We start from the raw sequence: 16702 nt of genomic DNA on the forward strand, positions 1-16702 counted from the left end.
ATATCTGGCTTAATTATGGTTTGTAAGAGTCCGAACAAATCGTTCGAACAAATTTATCTGCTGTTCAGTTTTCAAAGTTCATTTCTTATTTTCTTTTGCCCTCTCTCAAGGACAAGTATTATAATATCACCTTATTCAAAAAGAGTCAACACTTTTTACAAAACTTTTTTTAATTATTTTTTATTTTCTCATCTATCTTATATAATTCATAGCTTTCAATAGTATTTATAAGAACATCAGCATATATCTTTTCTCCCTTTTCATTCTCTTTTGTTGCATATCCTGCGTCCTCAAGGGCCTGTGCCTGTCCTTTATAATCTTTCGCTTTGAAAAATCCTGAATCTGTATACCTCTTATTTTTTTTCAGAAATTCCGCATAGTCTATTATTGATTCTCTGTATGATGAATATTTTCTAAAAGACGCATCGATTGTATCATTGTAATTTTCCTTTGTCGACATTACCACTGACTTTCCACTCCATGAAGAGTCCGCTTTGATTCCGAAAAGATTGTATGCGTCTTCAGAAAGTTTTGATTTTCCCCAATTTGATTCTATAGCAGCCTGCGATATTGTAATAGATGGCAGTACTCCATAATCCTCGTATATTTCTTCAGCCATTGGTGTGATAGTATTTATAAAATCATCTCTATCCATTTCATTTAAATATCTTTTTCCAAAGACTGAATAAATAAGACCAAATATTATCATGACTGTTATTATTACAAAAATATCTCTTTTTACCGACACTTTTCCTTTGGATGATTTTGATTTCACAGTTTTTTTCTTTCTTTCTTTTCCTTTTGTTTTCTGAGATTTTGTTTTGTTATTATGTTTATTTGTGTCTTTTTCCTTTTTTCTGTTTTCAAAAGTATAGAGTACATCATCACAGTATTTTTTAGCATTACTTATAATAGTAGATTTACCTTTTGGGGATTTTTTCATACAAAACGCTCCTTTTCATATTATAGACCTGTTTTTTATTATATCATCACTTGTATATCATCTCAAATAAATACCTCCCAATAAAAATTATCAGGAGGTAATCTATTATTATTCTGATTTAAGTTCTATCCATGCCTTGTCATACATTTTAATTGCATCTCCAAGGTCTATAAAAGTTTCACATTTATTAAGAAGTTCATCACTAGGATAAGCATCCTCATCACTTGTTATTTCCTCATCAAGAAGTTCCATACAGGCTTTATTCGGAGTTGAATATCCTATATACTCTGTGTTTATTTTTGCTATCTCAGGATCAAGCATGAAATTTATAAACATTTCAGCTTCCTTTTTGTTTTCGCATGTAGTCGGTATACACATTGCATCTACCCACTTGTTACTTCCTTCTTCAGGAACAAAGAAATCTATATCCGGATTTTCCTCACTCATAAGCGGATAATCTCCCGAATAGAACATACCTATATAAGCGTCTTCCCCAACCATTCTATCCTTACCTTCATCATTTACATATGCAAGTGCATACTGTTTCTGATCTATAAGAATTTCCTTTGCTTCATCTATTTCCTTCTGGTTTGTCGTATTCATACTGTATCCAAGTTTTATAAGAGCCGCTCCAAGAGTATCTCTTACTGAGTCAAATACCATTATTTTTCCTTTATATTTTGGGTTCCAAAGTATATCCCACGAACCTATATCCTCTTCATCAACATACTTTGTATTATATGCTATTCCTACAGTTCCCCACATATATGGAACACTGTACTCGTTTTCAGGATCGTATTCGGGATTAAGAAACTTCTCATCTATATTCTTCATATTTGGAATGTTGTTAAAGTCAATTTTTTCAAGCATTCCCTCTTTTATCATTTTTGATACCATGTAGTCTGAAGGTACTACTATATCGTATTTTGTACTTCCACTTTTTACTTTCTGATACATCATTTCATTTGTATCATATGTAGAGTACTGAACATCTATACCAGTCTGCTCTTCAAATACCTCTATAAGACTTTCATCTATATAGTCACCTACGTTATATACATTCAGAACTTTTGAAGAATCTGAATTTTTTCCACATCCAGTGAACATAGCTGCTGAAGCTACAGACATAGTTACTGCAACTAAAAGTGCTGTAAATTTTTTTGATATTTTCATTATCTTCCCCCCTCAGCTATAGACTGCTTTTTATTAGACAGTATAAGAAGTATTATAACTGCCGTAAACATAAGAGTTGAAAGCGCATTTATTTCAGGTTTTATACCTCTTCTCGCCATAGAATATATCTCTATAGAAAGATTTGATACACCATTACCTGAGTTGAAGAAACTTATTATGAAATCATCTATTGACATTGTAAATGCCATAAGAAATCCTGATACTATTCCCGGTTTTATCTGAGGTATTATAACCTTTCTAAGTGCATAAAAAGGTGTAGCACCAAGATCAAGTGCCGCATTTTCTATGTTTTCAGGCATCTGTCTAAGTTTAGGAAGCACTGAAAGTATTACATATGGTATACAGAACATTATATGAGATATAAGCATTGTAAAATATCCGAAATCCATCTGTACAAATGTAAAAAGACTCATTATAGCTATACCTGTTACTATTTCAGTATTAAGTATTGGTAGATTGTTTACATTAAGCATTATCGCCTTATTTCTAGGTCTCATTTTATTTATACCTATAGCAGCAAAAGTTCCCATTATAGTAGATATAATAGATGCTATTACAGCTATACTTATTGTATAGTAAAGAGCAGACATTATAGCTTCATTCTGGAAAAGCTGAACATACCATTTAGTTGTAAATCCTCCCAGATGACCCATTGATCTTGAGTCACTGAATGAAAATATTATTAGCGCAAAAATAGGTATGTACAGAAACAGGAATACTAGAAACATATATATATCTGACACTATTTTTACTTTTTTATTTACTCTTTTAGCCATTATATAATCATTCCTCCTTCTCCTTTTCCATCATCCATTCTAGACATTATTCTCATAGATATAAGTATTACTATCATCAGGAATATTGATATTGCAGAACCGAAGTTCCAGTCTCCTACAACTGTAAACTGCTGTTCTATAAGGTCTCCTACAAGCATTGTCTTTCCTCCACCAAGTATTCTTGATATTGCGAAAGATGTTACTGAAGGCATAAACACCATAGTTATCCCTGAAAATACTCCAGGCATACTAAGCGGAAGTATTATCTTTCTAAACACTGTAAAACTTCCAGCCCCAAGGTCATATGCTGCATCTATAAGGTCATGGTCCATTTTACATAAAGATGTATATATCGGAAGAACCATGAATGGAAGGAAGTCATATACCATCCCTACAAGAACCGCTGCTGGTGTATATAGTATTGAATGATATGTTATTCCAAATATTCCAAGAAAACTGCTTAAAAGTCCATTTTGCCCAAGTATTGCAGCCCATGCATAAGTTCTAAGTAGAAAGTTCATCCACATAGGAAGTATAAAAAGAACTATAAGAGTTCCTCTTCTGCTTAAAGGAGCCTTTGTTATAAGATATGCAACAGGATATCCCACAATAAGACATATAAGCGTTGCAAGTCCTGAGATAAGTATAGATCTTACAAATACATTAATATATATAGGATCAAGTACTTCTTTAAAGTTTGCAAGAGTAAACACAACTTTACCATCGACTTCCTGAGTAAAGCTGTAATATACCACCATCAAAAGAGGTATTATTATAAATATTGCACTCCATACCACATATGGATAAGCGTATAAAGATTTAGAGTTCTTAATTTTCATGGCACTCACCTGCTTTTTTCATGATGTGTATATCTTCTGGATATATATCCATACCAAGCTCTGTACCTACCTCTGCATTCTGAGTATTGTGAAGAAGCCAAGTTATACCATTAGCTTCAAGTTCTATTTCATAGTGAACCCCTCTGAATATTGTAGATTTTACTATACCTTTTAACATACCTTCTTCAGGAGATACCATTTTTATATCCTCTGGTCTTATTACAACCTCTATTTCCTCGTTTTTATCAAAGCCTTTGTCAACGCACTCAAATTCTCTGTCTGCAAACACAACCTTGAAGTCCTCAAGCATTGTACCTGGTATTATGTTACTTTCTCCTATAAAGTCTGCAACAAATGCGTTTTTAGGTTCATTGTAGATATCCTGAGGAGTACCCATCTGCTGTATTTTTCCTTTGTTAAGTACAACTATTGTGTCAGACATACTAAGAGCTTCTTCCTGGTCATGTGTAACAAATACGAATGTTATTCCAAGTTTCTTCTGTATTCTCTTAAGTTCCACCTGCATTTCCTGTCTAAGTTTAAGGTCAAGTGCTCCAAGAGGTTCATCAAGAAGAAGCACCTTTGGCTCATTTACGACTGCTCTTGCTATTGCTATCCTCTGCTGCTGTCCACCTGAAAGAGAATCTATATCTCTTTTTTCAAATCCTTCAAGAGCAACAAGTTTTAAAACTTCCTTTACCTTCTGGTCTATTATATCTTTAGGAGTTTTCTTTATTTTTAATCCGAAAGCTACATTCTCATAAACATTCATATGAGGAAACAAAGAATATTTCTGGAAAACTGTATTTACATGTCTTTCATTTGGAGGCATGTCGTTTATCTCTTTTCCTTCAAATATTACCTTTCCATCGTCTGCATATTCAAATCCAGCTATTATCTTAAGTAGTGTAGTTTTTCCACATCCACTTGGTCCAAGTAGTGTAAGAAATTCATTTTTCTTTATATCAAGATTAAAGTTATCAAGTACCACGTTGTCATCATAAACTTTATTTACGCCTCTTAACTCTATTATATTTTCTGCCAAATCAAACACCTCTTTCTCATCTTATCCTTTATTTAGAATGTAGGTGGAGTACTCACCCAAAGAACTTTCGCTACCGTCTTGCCTTCGTTTGCAAGATAGTGCTTAGCTTTTGGCTTGAAGTAAAAACTCTCTCCCTTTCTTACTTTTAAACTTTTCTCTCCAAGATGGAGATAAACAGATCCCGCAAGAACATACCCGAACTCTTCACCCTCATGTGGTTTTTCCTCTTTGTATCTTCCTCCAGGCATTATTGTAACTATTACCGGCTCCATCTCATTTTTCTGTGAGTTCGGTACAAGCCACTTAAACTCATATCCTAAATCTTCATCTTCAGTTTCAAACATATCGTCTTTTACAAAGACGATTTTTTCACTTTCTGTATCGCTGAAAAATTCCTTGAGATTAGTTCCTAATATCTCCAGTATATCTATAAGAGTTGCTATAGACGGAGAAGTAAGGTCATTTTCAAGCTGTGATATAAACCCTTTTGAAAGCTCACATCTATTTGCAAGCTCTTCCTGGGTGAGCTGTTTCTCTATTCTCAGCCTCTTTATTTTTTTTCCTATTTCCATCATCGGCCAATCCCTCTTTTTCTATCATTTTACTAAACTATTAGTTTATTTTTTCTAAACAACAGTATTCATTATAAACAAAAAGTTTATTTTTTTCAACCTTTTTTTCGTAAAATTATAATTTTTATACAATTCCTGTAATCTTTGTATTTACTGGATATCAATTTGATTTTTTTATATTTTCTTATATTAATTTTTTCTATGTTTAATATTAGTAATCTTTTCGTCGATTTATTTGAACAGTTTTTATATTACACTTTTTAACATTTCTCTATATATAGCTGATTTATAACTTTTGCTATATCTTATGAGATTCACTCAATCTATACTTTTTATAAAAAATAAAAAGCATCAATCATTAAAGATCGATGCTTTTACTAAACATATTAAGATTTTCAAGGCGAATTATCTTATTTTATCAGATGCAACACCTTTTATAAATTTTATATCATCCACTATATATCTGTTTTCAACCCGAGTTCCATCGAAGTGACATAACTTAAATACTATTTTTATGGCATATCCAAGGCCTATAGCACTTATAACTGTTCCTATTCCAACCTGTCCTCCAAGTAGAACTCCTGCTGCAAGAGCTGCAACATCCATAGTAACTTTTACAACATTTTCAGTTTTACCTGTTTTTTTCTGAAGACAAACCATAAGTCCATCTCTTGGACCACTTCCAAGGGCACTGTCCATATACACGACCATACCGAAAGACATTACTATAAGTCCGCCTATAAGTAATATCAGACCTGATACTATTCCTGTTCCCAATGGTATCCATCCTGTATATAGAAGAAAATCCATGAAAAATCCTACAAGAATTATATTACATACAGTTCCCCATCCTATATTATTTCCAAGTAAAAGACCTGCAAGCATTGTCAGTGCTGCAACTATTATACTGGCTGTTCCTATTGTTATTCCAAATTTTTGAGAAATACCCCGGTGTAAAACATCCCATGGCTGCATACCAAGGTTTGAATTTATTGTCATTATTATACCCACAGAACATATAAAAAGACCCACAACAAGTTTTGTGATTCTCTCACTTATATTTTTAAACATTTCATCACCTCTGAAAAAATATTCCCTTACCTATATATTACACCAAAACCGTTCAAATTTACAGCTTTTTCATATATCTATCGGATTTATTTATTCATAGCTTTTTGTTTGATATTATATAAGTTATATTTTTGTCATGGAGTCTTTTTTAACTGTAATCTAAATATTTATTTTATTTTGTGGCATCTATACATACTTTCACCACTGTCAAATCCAAATTCAAAGTACACTTCACCTGTAGAGAAGTTTTTCTCAAATGCTACTGTATCCTGCTCTGAAGTTTTTCCTCCAGTTCCAATCATAAATACCTGATTATCTTTGTCAACTTCACTTACAGATCCCATATATTTATAAAAATCACCTATATCATATGAAGCATATTCTGTTACTTTCATATTTTTCTCGTCAAGTTTAAGTTTTACAATTCTTGTGCTTTCATTTTTATCTCCATTATCATAGACAGTGATATACCCGTCATCTGTAAATGTTACATGATGCTGTCTTGAAAATTTCTGTTCCTCTGTCATCGAAAAATCATCTCCATCTCCACCTAGAGTCCACATGATTTCTCCTGTTTTTCTGTTTATTTTTACTACTTCATCAAGATTTCTGAAAGAACATACAAGATTTCCATCACTTTCATCTATTGTCATTGAGTTAAAGTGCAGATAATCAAGTGCTGAATCATTTTCCTCTGAGTATGTATTGCCCTCTTTACTCTGAGCATATAATTCCGGATACTGAGATGATCTCCACTGCCATACTACCTTTCCATCTTTTACTTCCTGTATAACTTCTTCAACAACCTCAGGTGTTTTTCCACCTGATACTGAATCTGGAATATTTGTAGCTGTTACCTGCTGATAACTGGATAAAATATAATGATTATCATCTATGTATATATAATCATGGTTTTCAAGAGGATCTCCCTCCTCTATTGTGTCATATTCAGACATCATTATATTATTTATCTCATTGTAATTTTCATCAAGTACAACCAGCTGAGTTGGAGAGTAGCCTATTGAACTTATTCTGTATGATTTATCTTTAAGAGTATCCATATATAGATATCTTATATCTCCATCTTCTGTTGTAACTTTCTGGAAATTAAACGGATTTGATTCAGTTTCTTTATAGTATTTCATACTTCCATCTTCATTCAAAACAAACACATAGTTGTGCTCTTCATTATGAGTAGTCATATAATAGTCCCCATCATAAGGGCTTTCAGCTTTTACACTGTATCCTGGAAAATCTGTACTCATTGTATTTATATAATAATCATAAGTCCCATTATCATCGCTGAACTTGACCGATAATTTTATTTTATTTTCATCATCTATAGACGATATACTGTATTTCAATTCACTTTTTACCGGATACTCTATATCATTTATTTTTATCTGTTCCACTTCCGATATATCTTTTATTTTTATATTGTTTACAGCACCTGTTCTCATTTCTGATACATTATATCCTTTTTCTCCATTGTTACTGTTCATGGAAATAGATTTTCCATTGAATTCTATATTAAAATTTCTTCCATCATCTTTATTTATATTACCAACCGCAAATACTACTATAACAGCTGTAAGGACTACAGCTGCTATAGCAATGAAAATCTTCTTCATCTTATATTTATACCTTCTTTCCTACTTTTCTATACACATATCAACAAAATTTACACCATTTATCTGACCTAGAGAGTTTATAAAATCCATACTCTCTTTCTTCATTTTTATGTTATATTCAGTTTCAAAATTACCATCTGATGTTATTTTTTTTCTTGTCATATTGTATTTTCCATCAAACGATTTTATCATATCTGATATTTCATCTTCTATTATCTCATTTCTATATTCTATTTTTATTTTGTACATATGATTCTTCTTTTCAAGAAATGATATTACATATAACAGTATTCCTGCTATCAGTGAGATTGATGCTGCCAGAGGAACAAACTGTATTCCACATGCAAACCCTATTGATATTGCCCACAGAATAAAGCATGAATCCTTTATATTTCCGGCATCCATCTTTATTACAGAAAATACTGCAAAAACAAGTATTGCTATTATAATCTGAGAAGTTGTTGTCATACTTACCATAGCTACTGAAAGCGAAACCACTATAAGAGTTGCTTTCATATTTTTTACATCATCTCCATAAAGTACCTCGTATAAAAGTCCTATAAAGACTGCTATTACAGCTGCTGACAGGGCTACAACCACCATATCTGCAGCTGAAAAGGAAGCCGTCATCCCCATATAAATTGTTTTGATATTTTCGATAAATCCTGACATATTTTTATTCTCCTTTCGATTTTATAAATTGTTTATAGTATGTCGAATATTTTATATTAAAATATCATTCTGCTTTGTTGATTCTGAAAATCACCACCTTCATTTTCCTTACTTCTTATAAGATATTCAATTGCTTCAGGAAGTTTTCTTTTATGATTTACTGTTACTGTACAGCTACCATCTTCTGATACAGGAACAGTTTTCAGAGCCTCACTTAGTATTTCCTTTTCATTCAAAGATGCACTTATTTCACTATCTACACATATCTCAAGATCTCTTTCTTTGTCTTTTACATGTATTCTATTGAACCTTATAATAGCTTTAGGTTCTATAAGCATACACATCATTTTCAGATAGAATTCTCTTAGTATATGTTTTTCTGAAAACACCAGGTACTCTATATCACCAAGCAGTATATTTTCAGCATCTTCTTTTGTTATATTTGTTCCTATCGTACATACCTTTCCACCATTTTTCATTACTTTTTCAAGCCTTATATTTTCAATCTCTGTCTCATAGTATCTTATTCTGAATTTTTCACTGAATTCCAGACCATTTATTTCCTCTTTTAATTCTTCGTTGTGTGGATCATCAAAATAAAGATCTCTTATCGTCATATTTTCACATTCTATTTTTTCATTTCGGTATTTTATTATCATATCGAGTCGTCTTGTGAAAACTTCTGACTCCTCCTTATTCATTTTTATTTTCTTTTCAAATTTATATTTAAGATTTCCTCTCATAATTATCTTCCTCCATTTATATTTGATTAATATTTTCTGGATATATTCTATGTATATAATTATATTTCAGCAGCTATTTTTAATCCCCGTAAAAAAAAGGTAAAAATGTGGCATATTTGTAAGAATGATTAAACCCTGTCTATTTTTGTAAAAAAATAAGATGTATCCCGAAATTGGATACATCTTATTTGAATTATTTTATTTTTCTCAGTACGATTGTGAATTTTGCTCCACCTTTTTCATTATTTTCAGCGTATATTCTTCCACCATGTCTATTTATAACTTCTTTTGAAATTGAAAGTCCTATACCATGTTTGCCGTCCTCACCTTTATAGAATCGTTCAAAAATATGAGGCAGATCCTCATATTTTATTCCTTTTCCATCGTCTGATATTACTACTGTTATATTCTTTCTGTCTTCTCTGCATTCCACAGTTATTTTATTATTTGCATATCTTATACAATTTCCTATGATATTCTCAATAGCTTTTGAAAATTCTCTTACATCACATTTTATAGGTATCTCGGAATCATCAAACAGACATTCTATTTTTACACCTTTGTTCTGTGCTATTATATTCCTTCCAGAAACACATGAGGATATGATTTCTCTTAAATCATGCACCTTCATATCGTATTTTTTCATATCGCTGTCCATCTTGGATATATATATTATATCCTCTATCATAGATTTAAGATTCTCACTTTCCTTCAATATTACATCCGCCGCATCCTCACTGTTCATAATTTTATACTTTATTGCCTCAGCATATCCGTTTATCGACATTAGAGGTGTTCTGAGTTCATGGGATATATTCTGGAAAAATACTGTTTGTTCTTTATTTCTGTTGTCAAGATATTCAGCACTTTTATTCATAACTTCAGCCATTTCCTCAAATTCTCTATCGCTGAAACTGAATTTTCTTCTTTTAAAATCTCCCTTTCCTATATCTTCAGCAAATCCTGAAAGCTCATTTATAGGTTTTGCTATTTTTTCTGATATCATCCCTGATACAATAACCGCAAATATTCCTACAACAAACATAATTGTAGCAAGCATTGCATTTATACCATTTATCAGAACAAGATTGTTGGTTATATTCACAAATAATACTATATATGTATTTTCTGAAACCGATTCTTCTTTTCCTGATTCTATAGTTGCTTTTACTGATGTAATATAATATTCCGAGTTCTGTGTTTTTATTCTTCTTATACCACCTTCTCCGGGAGTTATATTCTCAGACTTCATCACTTCACATATGTTTTCCAATTCATCTATATTTTTCAGAAAATCATTGTTTCTATTAGGTAATAACATATTGTAGTTTTCATCTATTGCCATAGCTTCAGCATCAGAATTTTCCTGAGCTATTCTGATTCTATTATTTGTATCTTTTAAAAATCTGAATATACTTGCTTCATCTTCTGAAAATATTTCTGATTCGGTTATTTTATCCTCCGGCCCCTTCATACCCTCGACGTCAATGTTTTTTACAATCAAAGTGGCTTTTTCAAGCTGATTTTCCGCAGTATTTTCTATATATCTACTTATAAGGATATTAAATGAAACAGATATTACAAGAAAAGCTATTGCCAGAAGCAGTAAAAAGTTGAAAAGTATTCTGTTTCTTATATTATTATCAAACAACCGCTTTTTACTTAGTTTTTCTTTTATTTTATCCATATTATTTTTCTCCAAGTCTGAAACCAAATCCCCATACAGTCTTTATTTCTATATCTGTATCAGCGATTTTTTTTCTAAGTCTTTTTACTGTATCATCAGCTGCCCTCGTTTCAATATCAGCACTATATCCCCATATTTCATCCAGAAGCTCATCTCTTGAAACTGCTCTTGTACTATTTTTAAAAAGATACTCAAGTAAACTGAATTCATTTGGAGTAAGATTTATATCTTTCCCATTATAATTTACTGTCTTATTTGCAGGATTGATGCATATACTTCCATAGCATAATTCCTCCTGATGTTCATTTGCACTTTCAGATAATCTTTCTCTTTCCATATCTATTCTTCTAAATACTGCTTTTATCCTCATTATAAGCGCCATCGGACTAAATGGTTTTGTAAAGTAATCATCACTTCCAAGACTTATTCCCGTTATATAGTCTATATCCTCACCTCTTGCAGTAAGCATTATTATAGGGACTGTACTTTCCTCTCTTATCTTTTTGCATATCTCAAATCCGTCCATTCCCGGCATCATTACATCCAGAAGCACCATATCCGGTTCTTTTTCTCTGAACCTTTCAAGTAAAAGCTCTCCATTTTCAAAAGCCTCTACATCATAGTCAGAACTTTTAAGAAAAGTTTCCACAAGTTCTCTTATATTTTTGTCATCGTCAGCTATATATATAAGCTTTTTCATAATATTTTTCACCTACTTTATATCATCTGCACCAAACGACATCGGAAGCAGACTTTCTATATCTGTAACTAAAACTTCTTTTCCGTTTGAAAGAATAATTTCCGCTTTTTTAGGTATCAGTTCAGACAGTACCTGTCTACATGCCCCACAAGGAGATGCAGGAACATCACCCGATGTAACAATTGCAATGGATTTTATATTTTCTTTTCTACATCCATCTGAGTATGCTGCAAAAATAGCATTTCTTTCAGCACAGCATGTAAGTCCATATGATGCATTTTCTATATTTGCACCTATATAAAATCTTCCGTCATATGTTTCAACACATGCACCTACTTTATATTTTGAATATGGAGCATATGCATTATTCTGAGCTTCAAAGGCTTTATCTATTATTTTATCCATAAAATCATCTCCTGTTACTTTTATATATGCATAATTTATCTATTATAATTATAATATCATTATTATCATAATTTTACCTTAACAGCATTGTATAATTACTGTATTTTATATTATCAGGATATCTATATATAAAAAATACCCACCATGATTTTAATCACAGTGGGTATATCCATGTATAATTTATATTTCCTATATGCTGTTTTACATTCTTGTATAATCTTTTGGATCAAGCTTTGACGCTGCTTTTTCATCAAGAACAAGAACAACATCTTTATGAAGCTGAAGTATAGAAGCTGGAACCATAGGATCTATATCTCCATATACAGTTTTTGCTATAGCATCTGCCTTTGCCTCTCCTGAAGCAAGAAGAACTATTTTCTTTGACTTCATTATTGTTCCTGTACCCATACTTACAGCTTTTTTAGGTACCTCGTCAGCAGATTCAAAGAATCTTGAGTTTGCCTCTATAGTTGATTCTGTAAGTTCTACAAGATGAGTTTCTTTTTTGAATGCTGATGCAGGTTCGTTAAATCCTATATGCCCATTCTGACCTATTCCAAGAACCTGTATGTCTATTCCACCTGCTGCGTCTATTTTTGCTTCGTAATCCTTACATTCTTTTTCAACATCTTCAGCCATTCCGTTTGGAAGGTTATAGTTCTTTATATTTACATGATTAAAAAGATGTTTTTTCATAAAGTAGTCATAACTCTGATCATTTTCTTTTGGAAGGTTGTAGTATTCGTCAAGGTTAAAGCTTGTAACCTCTGAAAAATCTATCTTTCCTTCATTATATTTTTCTACAAGAGATGCATACATTCCCTCTGGTGTACTTCCTGTAGCAAGTCCTAAAACTGTATCCGGTTTTAATATAAGCTGTGCAGCAAATATTCTTGCAGCTCTTTCACTCATTTCATCGTAGTTCTTACATACTAATATTTTCATCTCATATCCTCCAAAATTATATTTATTTATAAACTATATCTCCTGTGCATATAGTCATTTTACATCTCATATTTTCATCAAATATTGCAATATCTGCATCTTTACCAACTTCTATGCTTCCTTTTCTATCATATAATCCTATTGCCTGTGCCGGATTTTTTGAAGCAAGATTTATTGCTTCAACTATTGTAAGATCTGTATTTGTATAGAAATTGTTTACCATGTCATTCATTGCTGATACACTTCCTGCAAGAGCTCCATTTTCAAGTCTTGCAGCCTTATCCTTGACTATTACTTTCTGTCCACCAAGTGAATATATTCCATCTTCAAGTCCACCGGCTTCCATAGAGTCTGTTATAAGTATAAGTTTATCTTTACCTTTGTTGTTTACGACAAACTGGAAAAGTCCTTTGTTTACATGTATTGTATCTGCTATTATTTCTGTATAAATATCTCTTGTAAGTGCAGTTCCTACTATCCCAGGCTCTCTGTGATTAAGTCCTGTCTGAGCATTGAAAAGATGTGTAACACTTCCTACCCCGGCATCTACTGCCTTGTTTGCCTCTTCAAAAGTCGCCTTGCTGTGTCCCATTGATATAAGTATATCTGTACTTCTTTTTACTGCTTTTATAAAGTCAAAGTTTTCGTCTTTTTCCGGAGCTATAGTTATTACTTTTATAACATCAGAGTAATCCTTTATAAATGAAAATTCAGGAACTGCTATGAATTTTTTATTCTGTGCTCCTTTATATTCCTCATTTATAAAAGGACCTTCAACATGTGAACCAAGTACCTGTGCTCCATTAAGTTTTCTTGTTTTTGCTCTTCTTACTGTCTCAAGAGCTGTATATATGTCATTTTTACCCATTGTCATTGTAGTAGGAAGAAATCCTGTAACACCATTTTTTGCAACATATGAAGACATTGTTTCTATGGCTTTATCTGTACCATTCATTGTATCTTCTCCACCATTACCGTGTATATGTATATCTATAAGACCTGGAGATACATAATTTCCTTTGGCATCTATTATTTCACAGTTTTCTGGTATAGAATCTGATATATCCTGTATCTTTGTATCAAATATAAGATTCTTACCTTCAATTATTCTGTCTTTTAATATAATTTTACCGTTTACAATACATTTCATTTTCTTATCCCTCGCTTTCAGCCTACATTCCTATATTAAGTTCGTATTGATATTTATCACTTCTTATTATCGAAACCGTATATTCTATAAGAACACCGGCCTCATTATATGATTTTCTCTGTATTTTAAGAGCAAGCCTTCCTGCATCACATTTAAGTAGCTCTCTTTCTTTTCCTACAAGTTCTATCGGCTCTATTATCTGATCCACAGATTTAACTCTATATCCGAACTTTTCATCAAGTAGCTCATAAAGAGATCTATTATCAAGCATTCCCTTTGTAATTCCCTCACATATTCTTTCTGATAAATATGCAATCTCATATACAAAAGGATCGTTTTCTACATATCTAAGTCTCGCTATCTTATAAACATTTTCACTTTTATCCGTTATTTCAAGCTTTTCTCTTATCTCATCATCGGGAATCATCATTTCAAATTTAAGTATATCTGTTCTTATTTCTATTCCCTTGCTTCTCATAACTTCAGTAAATCCATTTGCATTTCTGAACTGATATTTTTTCTTTTTTTCCGCTACAAAAGTACCCTTTCCCTGAACTCTATATAAAAGTCCTTCTGATACAAGGGCATTTATAGCTTTATTTACTGTCATTCTGCTTACATCCTGTTCTCTGCATATTTCTCTTTCAGGAAGTATCGCTTCTCCCTCTTTCAGCTCTCCTGAAAATATCATATCTTTTATCATCGACTGTATCTGTATATGCAGAGGTGTAGAGCTGCTTTTATCTATTTTTTTCATACAACTCACCTATCCATCTTTTTGGTATATACCAATTATAATCCAATTATACATTTAATTCAACCTTTTTAATATTTTTTTGTCCATGTAAATTTATTTTTACAATTACCGGCAGATATATATTATAATAGTATCTAGAAATAAAATCGTAAGGAGTGAAAATTTTGGTAAATACAGGTAAACTTAACAGACTTGAAGTTAAAAGAAAAACAGAGTTCGGATATTTCCTTGATGGCCAGACGGGAAATTCATCAGACGATATACTTCTTCACAACAAATTTATAAAAGAAGGAACTGAAATAAATATAGGTGATGAAATTGAGGTATTTATATTTATAGATTCCAAAGGCAGAAAAGCTGCCACTATGGACAGACCTCTTGCACAGGTTGGAGATATAGCATACCTTAAAGTTGTATCAAATACAGATATAGGTTCTTTTGTAGATGCAGGTTTTCCAAAAGATATCCTGGTTCCTTTCAAAGAAAAGAAATTTCCTCTTTTCCTTGATGAAAAATATCTTTTCTACATATATCTTGACAAGAGCGGAAGAATTGCTGCAACTACAGATATAGACCTTTATCTTTCTACTGATCATGAATATAAAGAAGGCGACACTATAACTGGAATAGTATATGGATTCCAGACAAACAAAACTGCAATGCTTTGTGTAGATAATAAATTTGCTGCGGTAATCCTTAACAACGAATACTATACAGAACTTGAAATCGGTCAGGTCATGGAAAATCTTAAAGTTATAAAAATATACGAGGACGGAAAACTTGGACTTACTCCTAGAGCTGACAGAAAAACTGAAATGGATTCCGTTGAATATAGAATTTTAAGTTACATGGAAGGTAACGACGGATATATGAGATTCAACGATAAATCAGATCCTAATGATATAAGAATTCTTTTCAATTCAAGTAAGAAAAACTTCAAAAGAGCCCTTGGAGTACTTATGAAAAAAGGCATTGTATATCAGGACGAAAATGGAACATATCTTAAATAAAATAAAAAAGAGCTGAAATTCAGCTCTTTTTTATTTTATTTGCAGTTTATAATACTTTTCATTTTGAATTAATAAAAATCAACAGAATATTTTTTTAGAATACCATCTTCATATTCTATTTTTGCATTGAATATTTTGCCTGTTACAAGCCATTCCATAAATATCCTATCGCCATCCCACATATTAAGGTCAAGCACCTTTTCATTTTCAACCCATACAAGCTTACCTTCCGGGCACTCGTTCATTCTTTCCTCAGAAACTTCACCTTCAAAGTCTCTGCAGCTGAAGAGAAACATATACCAGTCTTCACCCTCTTTAAAGTCTGGAAATGATATAAGGCCATGATATTTTAATTTATTTGCAACAAGGCCAGTCTCTTCTGTTATTTCTCTTGAAATACATTCCTCAGGAGTTTCTCCAGGTTCAAATTTTCCGCCTATACCGACATATTTTCCTTCGTGTATATCATTTTTCTTCCTGTTTCTATAAAGCATAAGTGTCTTTCCATCTTTTTCAATATAGCATATAGTTGTTAATCTAGTTATCTTCATTATTCGCTTCC

18 protein-coding genes are annotated in these 16702 nt (G+C 32.0%); 1 reads left to right on the plus strand and 17 read right to left on the minus strand.

The window, feature by feature from the left end; translation table 11 throughout:
* Nucleotides 1-169: 169 nt before the first annotated feature.
* From EXD82_RS04110 to EXD82_RS04185, 16 genes are all read right to left on the minus strand, one after another.
* Nucleotides 170-943, minus strand: a complete 774-nt coding sequence (locus EXD82_RS04110; RefSeq protein ID WP_142535648.1) for a glycoside hydrolase family 73 protein — start codon at nucleotides 941-943, stop codon at nucleotides 170-172.
* A gap of 108 nt (nucleotides 944-1051) precedes the next feature.
* Nucleotides 1052-2116 carry an ABC transporter substrate-binding protein gene (locus EXD82_RS04115; RefSeq protein WP_142535649.1) on the minus strand — a complete coding sequence of 355 codons (1065 nt, stop codon included), beginning with the start codon at nucleotides 2114-2116 and terminating at the stop codon, nucleotides 1052-1054.
* Nucleotides 2116-2790 carry an ABC transporter permease gene (locus tag EXD82_RS04120; protein ID WP_334295908.1) on the minus strand — a complete coding sequence of 225 codons (675 nt, stop codon included), beginning with the start codon at nucleotides 2788-2790 and terminating at the stop codon, nucleotides 2116-2118. The genes EXD82_RS04115 and EXD82_RS04120 overlap by 1 nt, the downstream gene beginning before the upstream one ends.
* Nucleotides 2791-2912: 122 nt before the next feature.
* Entirely contained in the window at nucleotides 2913-3752 is an 840-nt protein-coding gene (locus tag EXD82_RS04125; protein WP_142535650.1) for an ABC transporter permease, read from the minus strand.
* On the minus strand, nucleotides 3742-4797 hold the full coding sequence (gene potA / locus EXD82_RS04130; protein WP_142535651.1) for a spermidine/putrescine ABC transporter ATP-binding protein: 1056 nt from the start codon (nucleotides 4795-4797) through the stop codon (nucleotides 3742-3744). The genes EXD82_RS04125 and potA overlap by 11 nt, the downstream gene beginning before the upstream one ends.
* A 32-nt stretch (nucleotides 4798-4829) precedes the next feature.
* Nucleotides 4830-5369, minus strand: coding sequence for a helix-turn-helix domain-containing protein (locus tag EXD82_RS04135; protein ID WP_142535758.1), 540 nt, complete (start codon nucleotides 5367-5369; stop codon nucleotides 4830-4832).
* Between the two features lie 405 nt (nucleotides 5370-5774).
* Nucleotides 5775-6440, minus strand: a complete 666-nt coding sequence (locus EXD82_RS04140; protein WP_142535652.1) for a YczE/YyaS/YitT family protein — start codon at nucleotides 6438-6440, stop codon at nucleotides 5775-5777.
* Between the two features lie 167 nt (nucleotides 6441-6607).
* Nucleotides 6608-8071 carry an arylsulfotransferase family protein gene (locus tag EXD82_RS04145; RefSeq protein ID WP_142535653.1) on the minus strand — a complete coding sequence of 488 codons (1464 nt, stop codon included), beginning with the start codon at nucleotides 8069-8071 and terminating at the stop codon, nucleotides 6608-6610.
* 21 nt (nucleotides 8072-8092) lie between these two features.
* Entirely contained in the window at nucleotides 8093-8743 is a 651-nt protein-coding gene (locus EXD82_RS04150; protein ID WP_142535654.1) for a hypothetical protein, read from the minus strand.
* Nucleotides 8744-8799: 56 nt separating this feature from the next.
* Nucleotides 8800-9486, minus strand: coding sequence for a VTC domain-containing protein (locus tag EXD82_RS04155; RefSeq protein WP_142535655.1), 687 nt, complete (start codon nucleotides 9484-9486; stop codon nucleotides 8800-8802).
* Between the two features lie 193 nt (nucleotides 9487-9679).
* Nucleotides 9680-11173, minus strand: coding sequence for a HAMP domain-containing sensor histidine kinase (locus tag EXD82_RS04160; RefSeq protein WP_142535656.1), 1494 nt, complete (start codon nucleotides 11171-11173; stop codon nucleotides 9680-9682).
* A gap of 1 nt (nucleotide 11174) precedes the next feature.
* Complete coding sequence (locus EXD82_RS04165) at nucleotides 11175-11873, minus strand: response regulator transcription factor (protein ID WP_142535657.1); 699 nt, start codon at nucleotides 11871-11873, stop codon at nucleotides 11175-11177.
* 12 nt (nucleotides 11874-11885) lie between these two features.
* Entirely contained in the window at nucleotides 11886-12278 is a 393-nt protein-coding gene (cdd, locus tag EXD82_RS04170) for a cytidine deaminase (protein ID WP_142535658.1), read from the minus strand.
* 201 nt (nucleotides 12279-12479) lie between these two features.
* Nucleotides 12480-13223: a glucosamine-6-phosphate deaminase gene (nagB, locus tag EXD82_RS04175; protein ID WP_142535659.1), complete on the minus strand. Its 744-nt coding sequence runs from the start codon at nucleotides 13221-13223 to the stop codon at nucleotides 12480-12482.
* A 22-nt stretch (nucleotides 13224-13245) separates the two neighbouring features.
* Nucleotides 13246-14373 (minus strand): N-acetylglucosamine-6-phosphate deacetylase, encoded by a 1128-nt coding sequence (gene nagA / locus EXD82_RS04180; protein WP_142535660.1) that lies wholly within the window; start codon nucleotides 14371-14373, stop codon nucleotides 13246-13248.
* A gap of 22 nt (nucleotides 14374-14395) precedes the next feature.
* Nucleotides 14396-15130: a GntR family transcriptional regulator gene (locus tag EXD82_RS04185; protein WP_142535661.1), complete on the minus strand. Its 735-nt coding sequence runs from the start codon at nucleotides 15128-15130 to the stop codon at nucleotides 14396-14398.
* Between the two features lie 164 nt (nucleotides 15131-15294).
* On the opposite strand from EXD82_RS04185, the gene EXD82_RS04190 reads away from it, so the two are divergent.
* Nucleotides 15295-16140, plus strand: coding sequence for a CvfB family protein (locus EXD82_RS04190; protein WP_142535662.1), 846 nt, complete (start codon nucleotides 15295-15297; stop codon nucleotides 16138-16140).
* Nucleotides 16141-16208: 68 nt separating this feature from the next.
* Here the strand turns inward: EXD82_RS04190 and EXD82_RS04195 are convergent, their stop codons facing one another.
* Complete coding sequence (locus EXD82_RS04195; RefSeq protein ID WP_142535663.1) at nucleotides 16209-16691, minus strand: NUDIX hydrolase; 483 nt, start codon at nucleotides 16689-16691, stop codon at nucleotides 16209-16211.
* Nucleotides 16692-16702 lie beyond the last annotated feature (11 nt).

Origin of the sequence: Peptacetobacter hominis (assembly GCF_006861675.1) — a bacterium.
Lineage (GTDB): Bacteria > Bacillota > Clostridia > Peptostreptococcales > Peptostreptococcaceae > Peptacetobacter > Peptacetobacter hominis.

Coding starts and splice junctions, on each gene's coding strand:
- EXD82_RS04110 (WP_142535648.1), bottom strand. CDS start 943: ATGAAAAAATCCCCAAAAGGTAAATCTACTATTATAAGTAATGCTAAA.
- EXD82_RS04115 (WP_142535649.1), bottom strand. CDS start 2,116: ATGAAAATATCAAAAAAATTTACAGCACTTTTAGTTGCAGTAACTATG.
- EXD82_RS04120 (WP_334295908.1), bottom strand. CDS start 2,790: ATGGGTCATCTGGGAGGATTTACAACTAAATGGTATGTTCAGCTTTTC.
- EXD82_RS04125 (WP_142535650.1), bottom strand. CDS start 3,752: ATGAAAATTAAGAACTCTAAATCTTTATACGCTTATCCATATGTGGTA.
- EXD82_RS04135 (WP_142535758.1), bottom strand. CDS start 5,369: ATGGAAATAGGAAAAAAAATAAAGAGGCTGAGAATAGAGAAACAGCTC.
- EXD82_RS04140 (WP_142535652.1), bottom strand. CDS start 6,440: ATGTTTAAAAATATAAGTGAGAGAATCACAAAACTTGTTGTGGGTCTT.
- EXD82_RS04145 (WP_142535653.1), bottom strand. CDS start 8,071: ATGAAGAAGATTTTCATTGCTATAGCAGCTGTAGTCCTTACAGCTGTT.
- EXD82_RS04150 (WP_142535654.1), bottom strand. CDS start 8,743: ATGTCAGGATTTATCGAAAATATCAAAACAATTTATATGGGGATGACG.
- EXD82_RS04155 (WP_142535655.1), bottom strand. CDS start 9,486: ATGAGAGGAAATCTTAAATATAAATTTGAAAAGAAAATAAAAATGAAT.
- EXD82_RS04160 (WP_142535656.1), bottom strand. CDS start 11,173: ATGGATAAAATAAAAGAAAAACTAAGTAAAAAGCGGTTGTTTGATAAT.
- EXD82_RS04165 (WP_142535657.1), bottom strand. CDS start 11,873: ATGAAAAAGCTTATATATATAGCTGACGATGACAAAAATATAAGAGAA.
- cdd (WP_142535658.1), bottom strand. CDS start 12,278: ATGGATAAAATAATAGATAAAGCCTTTGAAGCTCAGAATAATGCATAT.
- nagB (WP_142535659.1), bottom strand. CDS start 13,223: ATGAAAATATTAGTATGTAAGAACTACGATGAAATGAGTGAAAGAGCT.
- nagA (WP_142535660.1), bottom strand. CDS start 14,373: ATGAAATGTATTGTAAACGGTAAAATTATATTAAAAGACAGAATAATT.
- EXD82_RS04185 (WP_142535661.1), bottom strand. CDS start 15,130: ATGAAAAAAATAGATAAAAGCAGCTCTACACCTCTGCATATACAGATA.
- EXD82_RS04195 (WP_142535663.1), bottom strand. CDS start 16,691: ATGAAGATAACTAGATTAACAACTATATGCTATATTGAAAAAGATGGA.